Source organism: Amycolatopsis sp. DSM 110486 (assembly GCF_019468465.1).
Taxonomy (GTDB): domain Bacteria; phylum Actinomycetota; class Actinomycetes; order Mycobacteriales; family Pseudonocardiaceae; genus Amycolatopsis.
Map to the genome: position 1 here is coordinate 5267872 of NZ_CP080519.1, position 16885 is coordinate 5284756.

General features: G+C 70.8%; 14 protein-coding genes. 8 read left to right on the forward strand and 6 right to left on the reverse strand.

Going from position 1 to position 16885, the window contains the following annotated elements; all coding sequences use genetic code 11:
* Positions 1–33: 33 nt before the first annotated feature.
* Complete coding sequence (locus K1T34_RS25690; protein ID WP_220246727.1) at positions 34–5136, forward strand: DUF6531 domain-containing protein; 5103 nt, start codon at positions 34–36, stop codon at positions 5134–5136.
* Positions 5137–5180: 44 nt separating this feature from the next.
* Positions 5181–5726 carry a type VII secretion system-associated protein gene (locus tag K1T34_RS25695; RefSeq protein WP_220246728.1) on the forward strand — a complete coding sequence of 182 codons (546 nt, stop codon included), beginning with the start codon at positions 5181–5183 and terminating at the stop codon, positions 5724–5726.
* Positions 5727–5730: 4 nt separating this feature from the next.
* Here K1T34_RS25695 and K1T34_RS25700 read toward each other — a convergent pair whose 3' ends face one another.
* Positions 5731–6588: a sigma-70 family RNA polymerase sigma factor gene (locus tag K1T34_RS25700; protein ID WP_220246729.1), complete on the reverse strand. Its 858-nt coding sequence runs from the start codon at positions 6586–6588 to the stop codon at positions 5731–5733.
* Between the two features lie 64 nt (positions 6589–6652).
* Here K1T34_RS25700 and K1T34_RS25705 point away from each other — a divergent pair, with 64 nt between their 5' ends.
* Positions 6653–7126, forward strand: coding sequence for a nuclear transport factor 2 family protein (locus K1T34_RS25705; protein WP_220246730.1), 474 nt, complete (start codon positions 6653–6655; stop codon positions 7124–7126).
* On the opposite strand, the gene K1T34_RS25710 is transcribed toward K1T34_RS25705, so the two are convergent.
* Positions 7118–7573: a hypothetical protein gene (locus K1T34_RS25710; protein ID WP_220246731.1), complete on the reverse strand. Its 456-nt coding sequence runs from the start codon at positions 7571–7573 to the stop codon at positions 7118–7120. The genes K1T34_RS25705 and K1T34_RS25710 overlap by 9 nt on opposite strands.
* A 173-nt stretch (positions 7574–7746) precedes the next feature.
* On the opposite strand from K1T34_RS25710, the gene wrbA reads away from it, so the two are divergent.
* Complete coding sequence (gene wrbA / locus K1T34_RS25715; protein WP_220246732.1) at positions 7747–8397, forward strand: NAD(P)H:quinone oxidoreductase; 651 nt, start codon at positions 7747–7749, stop codon at positions 8395–8397.
* A 16-nt stretch (positions 8398–8413) separates the two neighbouring features.
* Here the strand turns inward: wrbA and K1T34_RS25720 are convergent, their stop codons facing one another.
* A complete protein-coding gene (locus K1T34_RS25720; RefSeq protein ID WP_220246733.1) occupies positions 8414–9772 on the reverse strand; it encodes an MFS transporter in 1359 nt (452 codons plus the stop codon).
* Positions 9738–10562, reverse strand: a complete 825-nt coding sequence (locus K1T34_RS25725; protein ID WP_220246734.1) for a MurR/RpiR family transcriptional regulator — start codon at positions 10560–10562, stop codon at positions 9738–9740. The genes K1T34_RS25720 and K1T34_RS25725 overlap by 35 nt, the downstream gene beginning before the upstream one ends.
* A gap of 83 nt (positions 10563–10645) precedes the next feature.
* On the opposite strand from K1T34_RS25725, the gene K1T34_RS25730 reads away from it, so the two are divergent.
* Together K1T34_RS25730 and K1T34_RS25735 are read left to right on the forward strand one after the other, a co-directional pair.
* A complete protein-coding gene (locus tag K1T34_RS25730; RefSeq protein WP_220246735.1) occupies positions 10646–12097 on the forward strand; it encodes an aromatic amino acid ammonia-lyase in 1452 nt (483 codons plus the stop codon).
* Between the two features lie 275 nt (positions 12098–12372).
* On the forward strand, positions 12373–13506 hold the full coding sequence (locus K1T34_RS25735) for a hypothetical protein (RefSeq protein ID WP_220246736.1): 1134 nt from the start codon (positions 12373–12375) through the stop codon (positions 13504–13506).
* 3 nt (positions 13507–13509) lie between these two features.
* Here the strand turns inward: K1T34_RS25735 and K1T34_RS25740 are convergent, their stop codons facing one another.
* The gene (locus K1T34_RS25740; RefSeq protein WP_220246737.1) at positions 13510–14559 is read right to left on the reverse strand and encodes a class I SAM-dependent methyltransferase; all 1050 of its coding nucleotides are present in this window, start codon (positions 14557–14559) and stop codon (positions 13510–13512) included.
* A 52-nt stretch (positions 14560–14611) separates the two neighbouring features.
* A complete protein-coding gene (locus K1T34_RS25745) occupies positions 14612–15370 on the reverse strand; it encodes an IclR family transcriptional regulator (RefSeq protein ID WP_220246738.1) in 759 nt (252 codons plus the stop codon).
* A gap of 151 nt (positions 15371–15521) precedes the next feature.
* Here K1T34_RS25745 and K1T34_RS25750 point away from each other — a divergent pair, with 151 nt between their 5' ends.
* Together K1T34_RS25750 and K1T34_RS25755 are read left to right on the forward strand one after the other, a co-directional pair.
* Entirely contained in the window at positions 15522–16232 is a 711-nt protein-coding gene (locus tag K1T34_RS25750) for a CoA transferase subunit A (RefSeq protein WP_220246739.1), read from the forward strand.
* Positions 16229–16855, forward strand: coding sequence for a 3-oxoacid CoA-transferase subunit B (locus K1T34_RS25755; protein ID WP_220246740.1), 627 nt, complete (start codon positions 16229–16231; stop codon positions 16853–16855). Before K1T34_RS25750 ends, K1T34_RS25755 begins: the two co-directional genes overlap by 4 nt.
* The last annotated feature ends 30 nt before the right edge of the window (positions 16856–16885 follow it).

Genomic DNA, 16885 nt, shown 5'->3' on the forward strand with positions numbered 1-16885 from the left:
GATCAGCCCGTTCGGCGCTGCTAGCTTGACGCGGTGAGTAATCCGCTGATCGCGCCGACGCAAGACTCCACCAAGGCGTATTCGGGTATTTCGCTGCTGGAATCCGCGAATGACTTGTCGACGGCCATCGAGTCGGGTGACTGGGCGTCGGTGGCGATGGGTGCGGTCGGGACGGCGCTGGATGCGTTGTCGATGGCGATGGACCCGTTCGGCGCGATCCTGGCGGCCGGTGTGTCGTGGTTGATGGAGCACGTCGGTCCGCTCAAGGACGCGCTCAACGGGTTGACCGGCAACGCGGATCAGATCAAGGCGCAGTCGGAGACGTGGGGCAACGTCGCGAAGGAGCTGGGTAGCGTCGCCTCCGACCTCAACGACGCGATCAACGCGGATCTGCAGTCGTGGTCCGGTTCGGCGTCGGACGCCTACCGGCAGCGGGGGCAGGATCTGGCGACGTCGTTGCAGGCGGCGCAGAAGGGCTGTGAAGGCGCCTCGTCCGGGGTGAAGACCGCGGGCGAGGTGGTGGCCGCGGTCCGCACGCTGGTGCGCGACATCATTTCCGAGCTGATCGGGCACATGATCAGCTGGGCGTTGCAGGTCGTGTTCACCCTGGGCATCGGTTTGGCCTGGGTGGTGCCGCAGGTCGTGAGCGCGGTGGCGAAGACGGCGTCGCAGATCACCGGCCTCGTGACGAAGCTGGTGAAGGCGCTCAAGGCGCTGGTGCCGTTGCTGAAGAAGGCCGGGACGCTGTTCGAGGACGCGGGCAAGGCGTTCAAGGGTCTCAAGGGCGGCAAGGTCACTCCGCCGCCGAAGACGAAGGACCTCTCCGGCACCCCGAAGGCCCCGCCGGTGAAGACCCCCGGCGGCGACGGCGGCGGCACGCCCAAGGGCGGCGGCTACGAGGGCACGCCGAAGGACTACACCCCACCCCCGGGCAAGTCCGGTGCGGACGACTCCACGAAAAGCTCCGGCTACGAGGGCACGCCGAAGGACTACACGCCGCCGCCCGGCAAATCCAGCGGCGACGACAGCACGTCGGCCTCGGGCTTCAGCGGCGACGCCAAGGACTACACCCCGCCGCCGGCGTCGAAGGGTGGCGACGACTCCACCCACGCATCAAGCTCGGGCGGCGGTGGCTCTTCCGGAGGTGGTGGTGGAACTCCGCCGCCGGTGAAGAGCGACCCGCCCCCGCTCAAGACCGATCCGGACCCGGTGCCGGCGGGCGCCGGCGGTGGCGGCACCCCGAAGGGCGGCACGCCCAAGAGCGCTCCGCCGTCGAACAAACCGGACAACCCGCGCGACACCTCGGTCGACAAGGACAGCCGCTTCTGTGCGTCGGACCCCGTCGACGTCGCCACGGGCGAGATGATCCTCGACCAGACCGATCTGGTGCTGCCGCTGGACCTCGAGCTCTCGCTCGAGCGCACGCACGTCTCCTCGTACCGCGCCGGGCGATGGTTCGGCCGCTCCTGGGCGTCCACAGTGGACCAGCGCCTGGAGGTCGACGACGAGGACGTCTGCTACTTCTCGCCCGACGGCATGGTGCTCGTGTACCCGCTGCCGGCGCCGGGCGCCACGGGCCTGCCGGTGGAGGGGCCGCGGCTGCCGCTGACCCGGCGGCTCGACGGCGGCTACGTGCTGGAAGAACCGTTGCGTGGCACCAGTCTCCGCTTCGACCCGGTGGTGGGAGAAGCTCCCGGCGTGCTGCCGCTCACGGCGGTGGCCGGGGCCGGGCAGCGCTTCGACGTCGACTACGACCGGACGGGGCGCCCGGCGCGGATCCGCCACTCCGACGGGTACGAGGTCGCCTTCACCGTGACCCGCGACCGGATCACCGCGATGTCGGTCGTGAACCCCGCCTCGGGTGAGAGTGTGCTGGTCACCCGCTACGGCTACGACACCGACGGCCGGCTCACCCAGGTCGTGAACTCCTCGGGCCGCCCGATGCTGTTCGACTACGACACCCAGGGCCGCGTCACGGGCTGGCAGGACCGCACCGGCACCTGGTACCGCTACGTTTACGACGCGGCCGGCCGGTGCGTGAAGACGGTGGGGGACAAGGGTTTCCGCGACGGCACCTTCGCCTACGACCGCGAGCGCCTCGTCACCGTCTACTCCGACTCGCTCGGCCACCGCACCGAGTACCACCTCAACGAGGCCAACCAGGTCGTGCGGGAGGTCGACGCGGCGGGCCACGCCACGGAGTCCACTTGGGACCGTTACGACCGGCTGCTCATGCGCAGCGACAAGCTCGGGCGCACCACGTCCTTCGAGTACGACGACGCCGGCGCGCTGAGCCGCGTGGTCCGGCCCGACGGCAGCGTCGTGCAGGTCGCGTTGCGCGGCGGACTCGTCGCGGCCATCGCCGTTCGCGACGGCGAGCGCACCTGGACCCGCACGTACGACGAACCGCTTGACCCGTTCTCGGCGCGCCTCGGCGTGGCGGGGGAGTTCCGTCCCGAGGGTGTCGGCAGCGCGGCCGTGCTGCCCGACGCGGTCGCGGAGGCCGAGCGGACCACCAAGGGCTACGTCCCCGACTTGTTCGGCCGGCCGGCGCTCGTCGACACGCCCGGCGGGCAGGTGCGGCTCGACTGGACGGTCGAGGGCCTGCGGGCCGCGCGCACCGGCCCCGCCGGCGGACGCGAGCAGTGGTCGTATGACGGCGAAGGCAACGACGTCGCCCACGTCAGCGAGACGGGCGCCGTCACGCGGCGCGAGTACGGCCCATTCGACGTGGTCGTGGCCGAGGTCGACGAGGCCGGCGGGCGCACGACGTACGCGTACGACACCGAGCTGCGCCTGCTGGCAGTGACCAACCCGCTCGGCCTGACCTGGCGCTACGTCTACGACCACGCGGGCCGCGTCACCGAAGAGCGCGACTTCGACGGCCGCACGCTGCGGTTCGAGTACGACGCCGCCGGACAGCTCACCCGCGCGTTCAACGGCCTCGGCGAGCTCACCGAGCTCACCTACGACACGCTGGGCAACGTCGTCGCGCGGCGCGCGCCCCACGGGCTCACCACGTACTCCTACGACCCGGTCGGGCGGCTCCGCCGCGCGGAGAACGCCGACGCGGTCATCGAGTACGAACGCGACGACCGGGGTCGCGTCATCGCCCAGACGACCAACGGCCGCACCACCACGTTCTCCTACGCGCCGGACGGCACCCTGGTCACCCGGCGGACACCGTCCGGAGTGGACAGTTCGTGGTCGTTCGGCGAGCGGGGCGCTCCGGTCGGCCTCGCCGGCGGGGGACACGTGCTCGCCTTCGACCGTGACCCGGCGGGCAAGGAGACGGGCCGTTCGCTGGACGGCACGGTCGTGCTGACCCAGGCGTACGACGCCGAGCAGCGGCTCACCGCGCAGGAGGGCCCGAGCCTGCGCCGGCGCTACGACTACCGGGCCGACGGTCACCTCGTCCGCACCTCCGACAGCCTCTCCGGCACCGCGGACTTCCGGCTCGACCCGGCCGGCCGCGTCGTCGAAGCGATCGCGGCCGACCGGCGCGAGGGCTTCCGCTACGACGTGGCGGGCAACATCGTCTTCAGCGGCGTGGCGGGACAGGCGGCGCCCGAAAGCGGCCCGCGGGCCTACCTGGGCAACACCCTCACCTCGGCGGGCGCGATCTCCTACCGCCACGACGCACAGGGCCGGGTCGTCCAGCGCCGCGTCGGCGAGCTCGTGTGGAGCTACGGCTGGGATGGTCAGGACCGCCTGACGGGCGTGACGACTCCGGACGGCACGCGGTGGCGCTACCGCTACGACCCCGTCGGCCGGCGCATCGCGAAGCAGCGGTTCGGGCCGGGCGGCGAGATCGCCGAACAGGTCGAGTTCGTGTGGGACGGCGGGAAACTCGTGGAGGAGTCGCATCGGCTCGCCGACGGCACCACCCGCGTGCGCACGTGGGACTACGACCCGGACACCGACGCCCCGGTGGCCCAGCACGAGAGCACCGGCGGCGTCCGGCTGTTCCACACCATCGTGACCGACCCCGTCGGACGGCCCGCCGAGCTGCTCGACGCCGAGGGCCGGCCGGTCTGGTCGGGCCGCACCACGGTGTGGGGCCGCGACCTGCCGGGCAACGGTGGCGCGACGGCCACCCCACTGCGTTTCCCTGGGCAGTACCTCGACGCGGAAACCGGGCTGCACTACAACCTCTACCGCTACTACGACCCCGCTTCGGGCCGCTACGTCAGCCAGGACCCGCTGGGCCTCGCGCCCGCGCCCAACCCGGCGGCGTACGTGAGCAACCCGCTCCGCATCGCCGACCCGCTGGGGCTGGCACCGACGAGCTGCAAGTCGGGAGGCGGCACCGGCACCACGTCGAGCCGGGCGGGCAGCACGGACGAACCCGCCCACGTCGGCGACACCGGCAGCACGCCGAACCCGTCGCGCGAGCCGGCGCCGGAGCCCGGGCCGTCGCACAAGTCGGGTGACGCGGACACCTCGGCCGATGCCGGTCCGTCGAACTCCGCGGCCGACGGGAAGAAGCACCAGGACGCGCCGGACTTTTCGCACAACCCGGGACCGGACAAGACGCCGAAGTACGTCTACCACGGTTCGGGCGCGCCGCCGGAGACCATCTTCAAGGACGGCCTCACGTCCGACGCGATCAGGCAAGGCGCGGGCCCGAAGGGTCCGAACTACGACATCGCCGGGCACCAGCACCGGTCGTACGGTTCCGGGAGTGGGTACGTGTCCACGTCGGGCGACGTCGAGACCGGATACCAGTTCGTGCCGCAGAAGGTCGGCGGGGAAATCACGCAGTCGACCAAGACCGGGTTCTGGGGCAAGTCCGACGACACGATGTTTTTCAAGCACGAGGGTTACATCTACGAGATCGAAACCGATCCCGGGAAAATGGTCCACTTGCCCTCGCACCCGGACCACGTGCCCACCATGGACGGTCAGAACGAATGGGCCGCGGTTGACCACATCCCGGGCTCGCAGATCTCCGGCGCGTACAAGGTGGACGGGTACTACAACGTCGGCGCCGGGCAGCCGGGCGCGCACCCGAACATCATCTATCCGAACGATCACAAGCTCGTGCCCCAGCTGCAGTACCAGGAGAATCCCGGCTTCGTCCCGAGGCCGGTGCCCAAGGACACGCCGCCTCCGCCCGTGCCGCCCAAGGACTGAGCACACCGAGCTAGCCTGAGTCTGACGACGGATCGGAGAAAGTTGTGGATACCGCCCCGGACCCGCTGCCCGCGGAGCTGCGTGAACGTGCGCGGCAGTCGCCGGACAGCTGGCTCTACGTGGTGGACCCCGCGATGGAGGGCGCCGAGAACGTGCCGGGCGCCGCGATCGCCGGCGCCTACCGGGTCGACGAGCACGGCGAGATCGCCGGTGAGTTCGTCCCCAACCCGGACTACCGCCCGAGCCCGCTGGCGCTGGGCATTCCCCAGCCCACCAACGAGCTCGAGGCCGCGCTGCAGGCGGTCGTCACCGGCACCGGCGACAACGCGGGCGTCCACTCGGCACTGGTCGACGCCACGGTCTACGTGGTGACCGAACCGGACCGCCCGGTGGTCGCGACGCCGTCCGAGAACGGTGAGGTCGTGCCGGCCTTCACGTCCGAGGGTTACCTGCCCGAACCGCAGCCCGGCCAGGAGTTCCGCCCGGTGGCGGTGCGTGAGCTCGCGGCCGAGCTGGCCACCCGGGATCTGCTGCTCAACCCGGGCAGCGCGCTCAAGGTGCAGGTGCCGGGAGCCAGCCTGGCCGGCTGACGCGTCACAAGTTCAGCTGCGCGAGCCGTTCCGGGTCGGCGAGGATGTTGATCTCGACGATCCGCCCGGCGTGCACGGTCGGGCAGAACACCGACATCGGCTTGCCGTCCATGAGCGCGACCAGGCCGGCCGCGCCGTTGACGAGCACGGGCCGGCTTTCGGCGCCGAGCTGCTCGAACAGCACGGCCTGGTTGGCCACCGCGGCGGCACCGCGAACGAGCCGCGAGCCACCGGCGACGCCGGCGTCGGCGCGGAGCACGACATCCGGGTCGAGGACCGCGAGCAGCGCGTCGAAGTCGCCCGAGCGGGAGGCGGCCAGGAACGCGTCGATCACCTCGCGTTGCGCGGCGACGTCGGCGTCCGGCAGGGCAGCGCCCCGGACGCGGCGGCGCGCGCGGCTGGCCAGCTGCGCCGCGGTGGCGGGAGTGCGGCCGACGATCGGCGCGATGTCCGCGAAGGGCACACCGAACAGGTCGTGCAGCACGAACGCGAGCCGCTCGGCCGGCGACAGCGTCTCCAGCACCACGAGCAGCGCGAGCCCGACGGAATCGGCGAGCACAGCCTCGTCCGCCGGATCCGGGTCCGCCGCGGCGACGATCGTGTCCGGCACGTGCGTCTCCAGCGGTTCCTCGCGACGGGACTTGCGCGAGCGCAGTACGTCGAGGCACACGCGGCTGACGACCGTGGTCAGCCAGCCGCCGAGGTTCGCCACGCCGCCCGTGTCGGCGCGCGAAAGCCGCAGCCAGGCCTCCTGCACGGCGTCCTCGGCCTCGGTCACCGAGCCCAGCATCCGATAGGCGACCCCACGAAGGTGGTCGCGGTGCGCTTCGAACTGCTCCACCAGAACTGCGTCCACTGTCATGTTCCTCCGTCGTGGTCCGTCAGAGGGTTGACGGACCACGGACGAAGGATGTGACAGGAGAACCATGACCGACTTCCAGGCCATCGCCGACCGCGTCGAGCTCGGCGCGCTGTGCGCGGAGTTCACCGACGCCGGGATGATGCGCGACTTCGACCGCCTCGCCTCGCTCTTCGACGAGGACGGCATCTGGCGCATTCCCGAGGCCGGCATCGAGCTCGCCGGTAGAGACGGGATCCGCCACGGGATCGAGCGCTCGCGGCAGATGTGGGAGTACTTCCTGCAGACCGTGCACCCGGGCTCGATCCGCCTCGACGGCGACACCGCCACCGGACGCGCGTACATCGTGGAGTTCGGGCGGCTGCGCGACGGCACTTCACACCTCAACCACTCCGTGTACCACGACAGCTACCGGCGCACGGCCGACGGTTGGAAGTTCACCGAACGCGCGTACGAGATGCACTACGTCGACAGCACCCCGCTCACGGGAAAGGCCTCACCCGCGCTGGGTGAGGTCTTGCCCGGGAAGCTCTCAGACTGAAGTTTCGGGTTGCGAGGAGTGGGCGATCACGGCCCAGATCACGAGGACGTCGAGCACGATCACGATCAGCCCCCACGCCGGGGCGGCCGAGAGGAACGCGAGCATCGCCAGCGCGTTGAACCCGGCGAGCACCACCACGACGACCTTGGCCCAGCCGGCGCCGCTGAACAGGGCGGCGCCGGCGGCGGCCGCGAGCGCGCCGACGATGAGGTGCAGCCAGCCCCAGCCGGTGAGGTTCAGCACGAGGTAGCCGCCCGGTGCGGCCACGTAGTAGTTGTTCTTGAACAGCGCCACGAGCCCGATGATGATGTTGAAGAAGCCGGCGAGCATCGCGATCGTGGCCGCGAACACGGTCCACCCGTTCGCCGCGCGCGGTTCGGCGAAGCCCGGCCGCGCCGAGTCCATCGCCCGCGGGTCCGTTCCCTGCATCCGGATGTAGTCAGACATAGCGGTGCCTCTCGTCGGTTTCCCGTCGCCCCACGGTGGACCGGCCGCGCGCGGGAGTCCTCGCCCGTGCGGGATGAGGTGGGCGTCGCGTTGGTTAGTGTCAGTCAATGTTTCAAGTGCAACTGTATCTAATGATACGATCTTGCGTGCCGGAACAGCGAGGGGAGCGGGTCATGTCCGAAGGGTGCTGCAGGATCGCTGTCGTCTACTACTCCGCGACCGGGACCGTGTTCACGCTGGCGGAGGCCGTGCGCGAAGGTGCGGTGGCGGCGGGGGCCCAGGTGCGGCTGCGGCGCGTCGAGGAGATCGCGCCGGCGAGCGCGATCGCCCGCAACCGCGACTGGCGTGAGCACCTGGCCGCGACCGGGCACGTTCCCGTTGCCACGCAAGAAGATCTGCTCTGGGCCGACGGGATCGTGTTCGGCACGCCCGCGCGGTTCGGCAACGTTGCCAGCCAGCTCAAGCAGTTCTTCGACACGCTGACCGGGCTGTGGGCGCGCGACCTGCTCGTGGACAAGGTCTACAGCGGGTTCACCTCGAGCGCCTCGGCCCACGGCGGGCAGGAGACGACGTTGCTCGCGCTGTACAACTCCGTTTACCACTTCGGTGGCGTGCTCGTGCCGCCCGGTTTCAAGGGCCACGCCAACGACTCGGGCGGAAACCCTTACGGCGCAAGCCACAGCACGGGCGAGGACGGCTCGATCGCGGTCGACGAACCGGCGCTGGCCGCGGCCCGCGCACAGGGCCACCGCGTGGCGACGATGGCCGCGGCGTTGAAAACCGGCCTCGCGCAGCCCCGACTGGCGGCCGAGGCTGCGCGGTAGATCAGTCCGCGGTGGGTCAATCCATCGTCGAGTTCTTCGTCTCCGGCGCCCACAGCAGCGAGACGACCAGGCCGCCGACAAGTACCAGCGTGAGGATCAGCATGGTGGGGGAGAAGCCGATGCCGTCGAGGGCCAGGGGCAGCAGGAAAGTGCCGATGGCCGAGCCGACGCGGCTGAGGCCGTTGAGCAGGCCGACGCCGGAGCTGCGCAGGTCGGTGGGGAACAGCTCCGGCGGGTAGACCTGGTCGAGGTTCACGGCGGCGGACATGGTGAACGTGAAGACCAGGAACAGCGGGAAGACCAACGCGGTGGGCGCGTCGGGCCAGATCGCCATCGGCGCCATCGTCGCGATGAGGACCACGAACGACCAGATCGTGAGCCCGCGCCGCGACATCTTCGCCACCAGCCACAGACCGCCGAGACTGCCGGCGAGCAGGAACAGGTTCAGCAGGCCGTCGCTGGTCGTGTCCTCCTCGCCGACGCCCATCTTCAGCAGGACCAGCGGCAGGAACGTGTAGATGGCGAAGTACGGCACCACCTGGGCGTTGTAGAAGATCGTGCCGAACGCCGTGTTGCGCCAGTACTTCTTGCCGAACAGCTCGCGGTAGCGCACGCGCCGCGCCGAGACGTGGTTGCGCACCAGGTCTTCGAACGCCTCGACGTCGCCGCGCAGCCGCTCGACGACCGCCCGCGCCTGGTCGACGCGGCCCTGCGACAGCAACCACCGCGGCGACTCCGGCACGCCGATGCGCAGCAGCACCACGGCGATCGCGGGGATGCTGCTCGACGCGAGCAGCCAGCGCCACGACTCGGCGCCGAGGCTCACGACGTAGTTGCCGAGGAAGAACGCCGCGACGTAACCGACCGTCCACAGCACGGTGAGCGAAGCCAGCAGCCCGCCGCGGTACTTGCGGGGCACGAACTCCGCGACGAGTGTCGGCCCGAGCGCGTAGTCGGCGCCGATGCCGATGCCGATCAACAGTCTCAGGATGAACAGCTGCGTCGGGCTGGTCACGAAGAACTCGGCGGCCGACGCCACAGCAATCAGCAGGAAGTCCACTGTGTATAGCCGCTGGCGGCCGATCTTGTCCGCCGCCCAGCCGACGACGATGCTGCCGAGGAAGATCCCGATCAGCGCCGACGCGCCGAGTAGCCCCTCCCACACCGTGCCGAATCCGAGCTGCGCCGCGATCAACGGCAGGGCGATGCTGATGATGCCGAGCTCGTAGCCGTCGGAGTAGTTGGCGCAGAAGGTCAGCGCGGTGATGCGGAGGTGGAAGCGGTTGAGCGGGACGTCGTCGAACCCTGAAGAATTTGACGCTGCGGACCCTCCTCCCTCTTTACTCGGGGAGGAAGAGGTCTTGCTCTGCGGCATAGTCTTCGAAGCCTTCCAGTCGTTGCCGGGCCAGGGCGCCGGCCGCGTCGGCCATCGCCTCGACGAGCGCCACGGTCAGGGAGGTGACCGCGGCGTGGGAGTCGAACACGAACTCGGAGGCGACGCCCGCGTGCAGCACGTCGTCGGCGAGCGGAGTGAGCGCCGAGACGGGCCGGTCCGTGATCAGGAGCGTGCGCAGGCCCAGTGCGCGAGCCTGCTCGAGGGCCGCGGCGCTCTCCCGGGGGTAGCGGGGGAGCGCGACGAGGACGAGCGTCCGAGCGCCACACCGGTGGGCGTGGCGCAGGGCGTCGCCGAAGACGCTGCCGGGGTCCGTGAGCAGGCGGACGTCCGGGTGGATCTTGGTGGCGAGGTAGGCGAACGACGCGGCCTGCGCGGCCGAGACGCGGTAGCCGGCGACGACGAGCGGCACGGAGTCCATGAGGTTCGCGGCGATCGTTCTGAGGCGGGTGTCGTCGGCCAGCTGCGCGCGCAGGGCGGTGAGGTTGCGCAGGTCGGCGTCGATGGCGTCCTGGAACTTGTTGCCGCCGCACTCGGGCTCGGGCTCGGCCGCGGCCTCGCGCAGGTAGCGGCGGAACCCGGCGTAGCCGTCGAACCCGAGCAGCGCGACGAACCGCGTGACCGACGGCTGGCTGACCTGCGCGTACTCCGCGAGCTCGCCGCTGGTGAGCGCTGCCGCCTCTGCGGCGTGGTCGGTGAGGTAGCTGGCGATGCGCCGCTGCGCCGGGGTCAGCCGATGGGCGGTGAGCAGCTCGTGCAGCGACCGGGACAACCCGGGCCTCCCTTGCCAGCGGAGCGAATGAATAGTTTCATGTCACCATAGGAATGAATGAAAACTTGTCAAGAGGGGTGGCGATGACCGACTCCAGCCGCATCGAGATCAGCGGGTCCGGCCTCCGCTGTGCCGACGTGGTCCGCGTGGCTCGTCGCAGCGCGTGGACGGAGCTGGCGCCCGAAGCCGTGACCGGCGCCGCGGCGAGCTACGAGCTGGCGGTGGAGCTGGGCGCCAAGCGCGCGGTCTACGGCCGCACGACCGGCGTCGGCGCGAACCGGCACACGGTCGTCGACCCGGAGTCGGCTGACCACCACGGGTTGCGCTTGCTGCGCAGCCACGCCGGCGGGACGGGCGAGCCGCTGGCGGACGAGGTCGTGCGCGCCGTGATGGCGGTCCGGCTCAACCAGCTGGCGGCCGGCGGCAGCGGCGTGCACCCGCGGCTGCTGCGTGCTTTGGAGACGGCGTTGCGGGTCGGGGCTCTGCCCCTGGTGCACTCGCGCGGCGCCATCGGCACCGGCGACCTGACCGCGTTGGCCGAGGTCGCCCTGACGCTGGCCGGCGAGCTCCCGTGGGCCGCCGGCGACCTCGACCCGCTGCCGATCAGCCCCGGCGACGCGCTCGCGTTCATCTCCAGCAACGCCGCCACTCTCGCCGAGGCCGTCCTGGCCTGGCACGACCTGCGCCGCTTGCTGTCCGCGTCGCATGTGGTGACGGCTCTGACATTCTGCGCTCTCGGCGGCTCTGCCGAGGCCTATTCGGCGCGCGTCCACGCCGCCCGCCCCCATCCCGGCGCCGTGTTCTGCGCCGCCGAACTCCGCCGGCTGCTGTTCGAAGGCGACGAGGTCGTGGAGGGCCGCCGCCTGCAGGACCCGTTCGGCCTGCGCGCTTTCCCCCAGGTCCAGGGCCCGGCCCTCGACGCGGCGGCCTCGGTGGAGCGCGTCCTGGACATCGACATCAACGCCGCGGCCGAGAACCCGCTGATCGACGTGGAAACCCAGCAGGCCTACCACCACGGCCAGTTCTCGACGGCCCACGTCGCGCTGGCTTTCGACCACCTGCGTGCCGCTCTGCACCACGTCGCCGAGCTGTCCACCGCCCGCCTCGGCGACCTGGTCGAGCCGGATCTCAGCGGCTTGCCCCCTTTTCTCGCCCAGGGCCCCGCCGGAAGCTCCGGAATCATGATCCTGGAATACGTCGCCCACGACGCCCTGGGCACCCTCCGCCACGCCTCGTCCCCCGTGACACTCGGCACCGCGGTCATCTCCCGCGGCCTCGAGGACCACGCGAGCTTCTCCACGCACGCCGTCCGCAGCACGGTCGCCGCGACCGCCGCCTACCGCACCGTCCTGGCCTGCGAACTCCTCGCCGCCGTGCGCGCCCTGCGCCTCTCCGGGGTCGCCCTGCCGAACACCCCGCTGCGCGAAGCCTTCCGCCTCGCGGAGGGGACCCTGCCGTACCTCGCGGAGGACCACCCGCTGAGCGCCGAGATCAGCCTGGCGGAGCGGTTGTTGGACCGGCTCGCTGTGCTGTGATGTTTCGCCTCCCGGACGGCATTGCCGTCGCGAGTTGGCGCGGGGGCCGGTTCATGCCCGAACGTCATCGCCGGTAGCGGCGTTCTTGAGATGACCTGAGGCGCTGGTTAGCCTGGCCGCACCCGAGTCACGTGGGCGGCCCGTCGGTGTTCGCGGTGCGGCGTTCTTGGGACTGGAACGTCGAGGACAAGCGCGGTACCGCGGAGGACGAGCATGGAACTGCAGCCAAGGCGACAGGCGTGCGGGCTCGTGACCGACGGAGGGTACGGCTCACGGTGAGCGGCAGAGCGGAAGGCACCGGCCAAGCAGGGACCGCGACACCCCACCCCGCGATCAGCCGCCGCGAACGGCACCGCCGAACCGACCCGGCCGGACCCGGCACGTCGCGCTGGTCCCGGCAACCAGGGCTCGGCCTGGCGGGCCTCCTGCCGGTGGTCGTCGTCGCGGTGCTGATCGCCATCGGGGCCGGGGGTGCGGAGTCGTCGTTGCTGGTGCTCGCGCCGATCGTGACGTTCGCGCTGCCGGTGGTGTCGATGATCGCGTTCTGGTGGGAGGACTGGCCGGGCACGCGGCTCGGGCCGGATTGGGCCGGGTGGGCGGACACGGCGCTCATCGTGGTCGCCGGGATCGGGCTCACGCTCTTCGGCGAGGCCGTGGTGGGCCACCTGTCGTTCGCCGCGATCTTCGACCCGACGCCGGAGAACCTCGAGCTGAGCACGTTCCCCGTGACGATGCCGCTCGCGGGCGCGGCGTTCGTGGTGATGCTCGAACTGACGCTGGTGAGCGAACACTGGCCGCTGCGTCTGTGGCTCAAGCCCATCCCGGGCGGGATCTGCGCGGTGGTGCTGTCGTGGGCGATCTCGATCCTGCTGTACGTGTTGCTGCTCGGCGGAACCCCGTTCAAGGGCGGCGGCCAGGGGCTGCTCGATCCCGGCGTGTTCGGCGCGGTGCTCACGTTCATCGGCGTGTGGCAGGTGCTGCTGTTCGTGATGTGGCGCGGCTGGCCGTTCCACTACGTGCGCAAGCAGTGGGTGCGGTTCGTCTGCGCGAACGTCGCGACGATTGGCGCCGGCATCCTCACCTACGTGGTGCTGCGATGGTTGCCCGTCCCGACGTTGTCCGCGCTCGCCGGCGACTTCGTGGCCGCGGGGCTGGTGGTCGGCATGCTCTTCGAAGACGCCCTGCCGGCGCGCTGGCCCGCGTGGCTCGAACGAACCGTGTCCTTGCTGCTGACGCTGGCCCTCGCCGCGGTGCTGCACGTGGTCCTGCTGGCGCTGGCCGAAGAACTGCACTGGAACCGCGGCACGCCGATCGGCTGGGTCGGCCACGTCACCCTCAACGCCATCGGCGTGTCGGTGATCCTGCACGTCGCGATCGGCCGCCGCTGGCCGCTCGCGCGCAAGAACTGAGAGCTACGCGGGTTTGCGCGCGACGTAGTAGAGGTCCATCACGTCGTCGGGACGCTTGCCGGTGGTCACGTCGGTGAAGCCCGCCGTCGCGAGGCGCGCCAGCGCGTCCTGCTCGCCCCACATCGTGCCGAGGCCGACGCCGCCTTGGGCGAGGGAGACGCTCATGCAGTAGAAGACGGAGAACGTGTACAACGCGGGCGCGAGCGGGTGCGCGATGTTGTCCTCGAGCCGCGTCGAGCACGCGGTGTCCTGCATGAGGTAGGTGCCGCCGGGGCGCAGCACGCGGTGGATGGCCGCGAGGACGTCGTCGGGCGCCGCGGAGTCGTGGATCACGTCGAAGGTGGTGACGAGGTCGTACTCGCCTTCGAGACGGGTGGCGTCGGAGACGGCGAACGAAGCGTTCGTCAGCCCCCAGGCCCGTGCTTCTTCCCGCGCGGCGGCGATGCCGGCTTCGGAGACGTCCACGCCGGTGAAGGTGCTGGCGGGGAACGCGCGTGCCAGTAGGTTGACGGCGTGGCCCTGGCCGGTGCCGACGTCGAGCACCGCGATCCCGCGGGTCAGCCGCTCTGCCAGGCCGGGCGCGAGCGGCAGGACGGTGGTGAGCAGCTCGGCGTCGAAGGTGCGCGCGGACTCTTCGCCCTGCAGCTTCTGGAACCGCGGGTACGCCGAGTACGGCACGCCGTCGCCGTCCTTGAACGCGGCCACCACCTGCTGCTCGACCTCGCCCATCATCGCGAGGTACTGCAGCATCGAGGCCTGGTTGCCCAGGCCCGCGGCGCGGGTGAGCGACGCGGCGTGCTCGGCCGGCAGCGTGTAGCGACGAGTCTCAGGGTCGTAGGAGACGATGCCGCTGACTGTCATCGCGGCGAGCCATTCCCGGACATAACGCTCGTTCAGGGCGGCGGCCCCGGCGATCTGCTCGCTCGTCGACGGGGCCAGGCCGGCCAGCACGTCGAACAGGCCGGTCTGGTGCCCGACGCTCACCTGCAGGGCGAGGCACGCCTCGTTGAGCATCGTTTTCATGCGCTCGGCGAAGGCCGGTGTCTCGGTCACTGCTGCGCTCCTCTTGCCGTGGTCCACTGTGGACGAAAGTCTCGTGGCGAGCCTACGCCGAGGACAGTTTCCGGGTCAGCGCATGGGCCTCACGCAGCAGCAGCGCGCCCAGCTCGGTGAGCCGCTCCGGCGGGAAGCGGAACTGCACGCCCGTCAGCGAAAGCGCCCACGCGGGCGCGCCCGAGCGGCCGAACACCGCGGCCGCCAACCCCCAGCTGCCCTCGACGACGAGGCCCGGGTTGAGCGAATAGCCCGTCTCGCGGGTGCGCGCGATGCGGGCGCGGAGCTCGTCCGCGCTGTGCGCCGCGCCCCACTTCTGCCTCAGGTCGACGCGGCCGAGGTACTCGTCGATGTCGCGGTCGGGCAGGAAGGACAGCACGACGAGTCCCGCCGAGACGACGCCGAGGGGAAAGCGCGCGCCCTCGTACAGGACGAAGGAGCGGATCGGGAAGCTGCCGTCCTCGCGGAGGAGACACACGGTTTCGTCGCCCCGGCGGGCGGAGAAGAACGCGCTCTCGCCCGTGGCCTCGGCCAGGCGGTGGACGCTCGCGCGCGCGTGCTCGGTCACGTCGTAGCGCTGGGCGGCGACCTCGCCGAGCAGGTACAGCTCCGGGCCCAGGTGCCACTGCCCGGTGCGCTGGTCACGGTCCACGAACCCCTCGTCGCCCAGCGCGGTAAGCAGTCGGTGCGCGGTCGGGCGGGCCAGACCGGCGGCGCGCGCGACTTCGGTGGTCGTGGAGCCCTGGCCGTGAGAAAGCGCGCGCAGCACCGCGGCCGCGCGGCCGACGAGGTGGTCCGGGGCGTTGCTCATGCTCTGCAGCATACGTTCACACGTTCACTGAGTGAACGCCGCTCTCGACCGGCGACCATCGAGTGAGAGGCCCAGGCGGCGTCGTTGACCAGGCGCAAACCCATGCTCTTGAGTGACGCCGTCCGATCATTCAGTGGACGGAAGGAACACCATGCCGACGATCTACCCCAGCGCCACCGAAGCACTCGCCGGCGTGCTCACCGACGGCGCGACCCTCGCCGTGGGCGGGTTCGGCCTGAGCGGCAACCCGACGGGCCTCATCGAGGCCGTGCGCGACTCCGGTGTGCGCGACCTGACCGTGGTGTCCAACAACATGGGCGTCGACGGCCAGGGCCTCGGGATCCTGCTCGAGAACCATCAAGTGTCCAAAGTGGTCGCTTCCTACGTCGGTGAGAACAAGCTTTTCGCCCGCCAGTTCCTCGACGGCGAGCTCGACGTGGAGCTCGTCCCGCAGGGCACCCTCGCCGAACGCCTGCGTGCCGGCGGCTCCGGCATTCCCGCGTTCTACACGCCGACGGGCGTCGGCACCCCGGTGGCCGACGGCAAGCCCCACGCGGACTTCGACGGCCGGACCTACGTGCTCGAACGCGGCATCGTCGCCGACGTGTCGCTGGTCCACGCCCACACGGCCGACCGCGCCGGCAACCTCACATACCGCTTGGCGGCACGCAACTTCAACCCGCTCGTCGCTTCCTGCGGACGGGTCTGCCTCACCGAAGCGGAGATCCTGCTGGACGACTTCGCCGACCCGGAAAGCGTGATGACGCCGGGCGTGTTCGTCCAGCGGCTCGTCCTTGCGAGGCAACGGGAAAAGGCCATCGAGAAACGCACCGTCCGCCCGAAGGAGGTGGCCCGCGCATGAGCTGGACCCGCGACGAAATGGCCGCCATCGCCGCCCGCGAACTACGCGACGGCGACTACGTGAACCTCGGCATCGGCATCCCGACGCTGGTCGCGAACCACGTGCCCGACGGCGTCCACGTCACGCTGCAGAGCGAAAACGGCATCCTCGGCCTGGGCCCGTTCCCGGTCGAGGGCGAGGAGGACGCCGACCTCATCAACGCCGGCAAGCAGACCGTCACCGTGGCCCCGGGCGCGAGCTTCTTCGACTCGGCCACGTCGTTCGCCATGATCCGTGGCGGCCACATCGACCTGGCGTTGCTGGGTGCGTTGCAGGTCGCCGCCAACGGGGACCTCGCCAACTGGAGCGTCCCCGGCACGCTGGTCAAGGGCATGGGCGGCGCGATGGACCTGGTCGCCGGCACGAAACGCGTGGTCGTGCTGACCGATCACGTCACGAAGGACGGCGAGCCGAAGCTGGTGTCGCGCTGCACGCTTCCACTGACCGGTACCGGCGTGGTCGACCGCATCATCACCGACCTCGCCGTCCTCGACATCACCCCGGACGGCCTGCGGCTGGTGGAAGTGGCGCCAGGGGAGGACGCGGCCGGTGTTCGGGCGCGGACCGGTGCCCCGGTGGTGTGAGAGTGTCTTCGGCAGATTCATCGCGGCCGA

Bases quoted from the DNA above. Each gene is read 5' to 3' on its own strand.
- K1T34_RS25700 (WP_220246729.1), bottom strand. From the start codon at position 6,588: ATGACAGTGGACGCAGTTCTGGTGGAGCAGTTCGAAGCGCACCGCGAC.
- K1T34_RS25705 (WP_220246730.1), top strand. From the start codon at position 6,653: ATGACCGACTTCCAGGCCATCGCCGACCGCGTCGAGCTCGGCGCGCTG.
- K1T34_RS25710 (WP_220246731.1), bottom strand. From the start codon at position 7,573: ATGTCTGACTACATCCGGATGCAGGGAACGGACCCGCGGGCGATGGAC.
- wrbA (WP_220246732.1), top strand. From the start codon at position 7,747: ATGTCCGAAGGGTGCTGCAGGATCGCTGTCGTCTACTACTCCGCGACC.
- K1T34_RS25720 (WP_220246733.1), bottom strand. From the start codon at position 9,772: ATGCCGCAGAGCAAGACCTCTTCCTCCCCGAGTAAAGAGGGAGGAGGG.
- K1T34_RS25730 (WP_220246735.1), top strand. From the start codon at position 10,646: ATGACCGACTCCAGCCGCATCGAGATCAGCGGGTCCGGCCTCCGCTGT.
- K1T34_RS25745 (WP_220246738.1), bottom strand. From the start codon at position 15,370: ATGAGCAACGCCCCGGACCACCTCGTCGGCCGCGCGGCCGCGGTGCTG.
- K1T34_RS25750 (WP_220246739.1), top strand. From the start codon at position 15,522: ATGCCGACGATCTACCCCAGCGCCACCGAAGCACTCGCCGGCGTGCTC.
- K1T34_RS25755 (WP_220246740.1), top strand. From the start codon at position 16,229: ATGAGCTGGACCCGCGACGAAATGGCCGCCATCGCCGCCCGCGAACTA.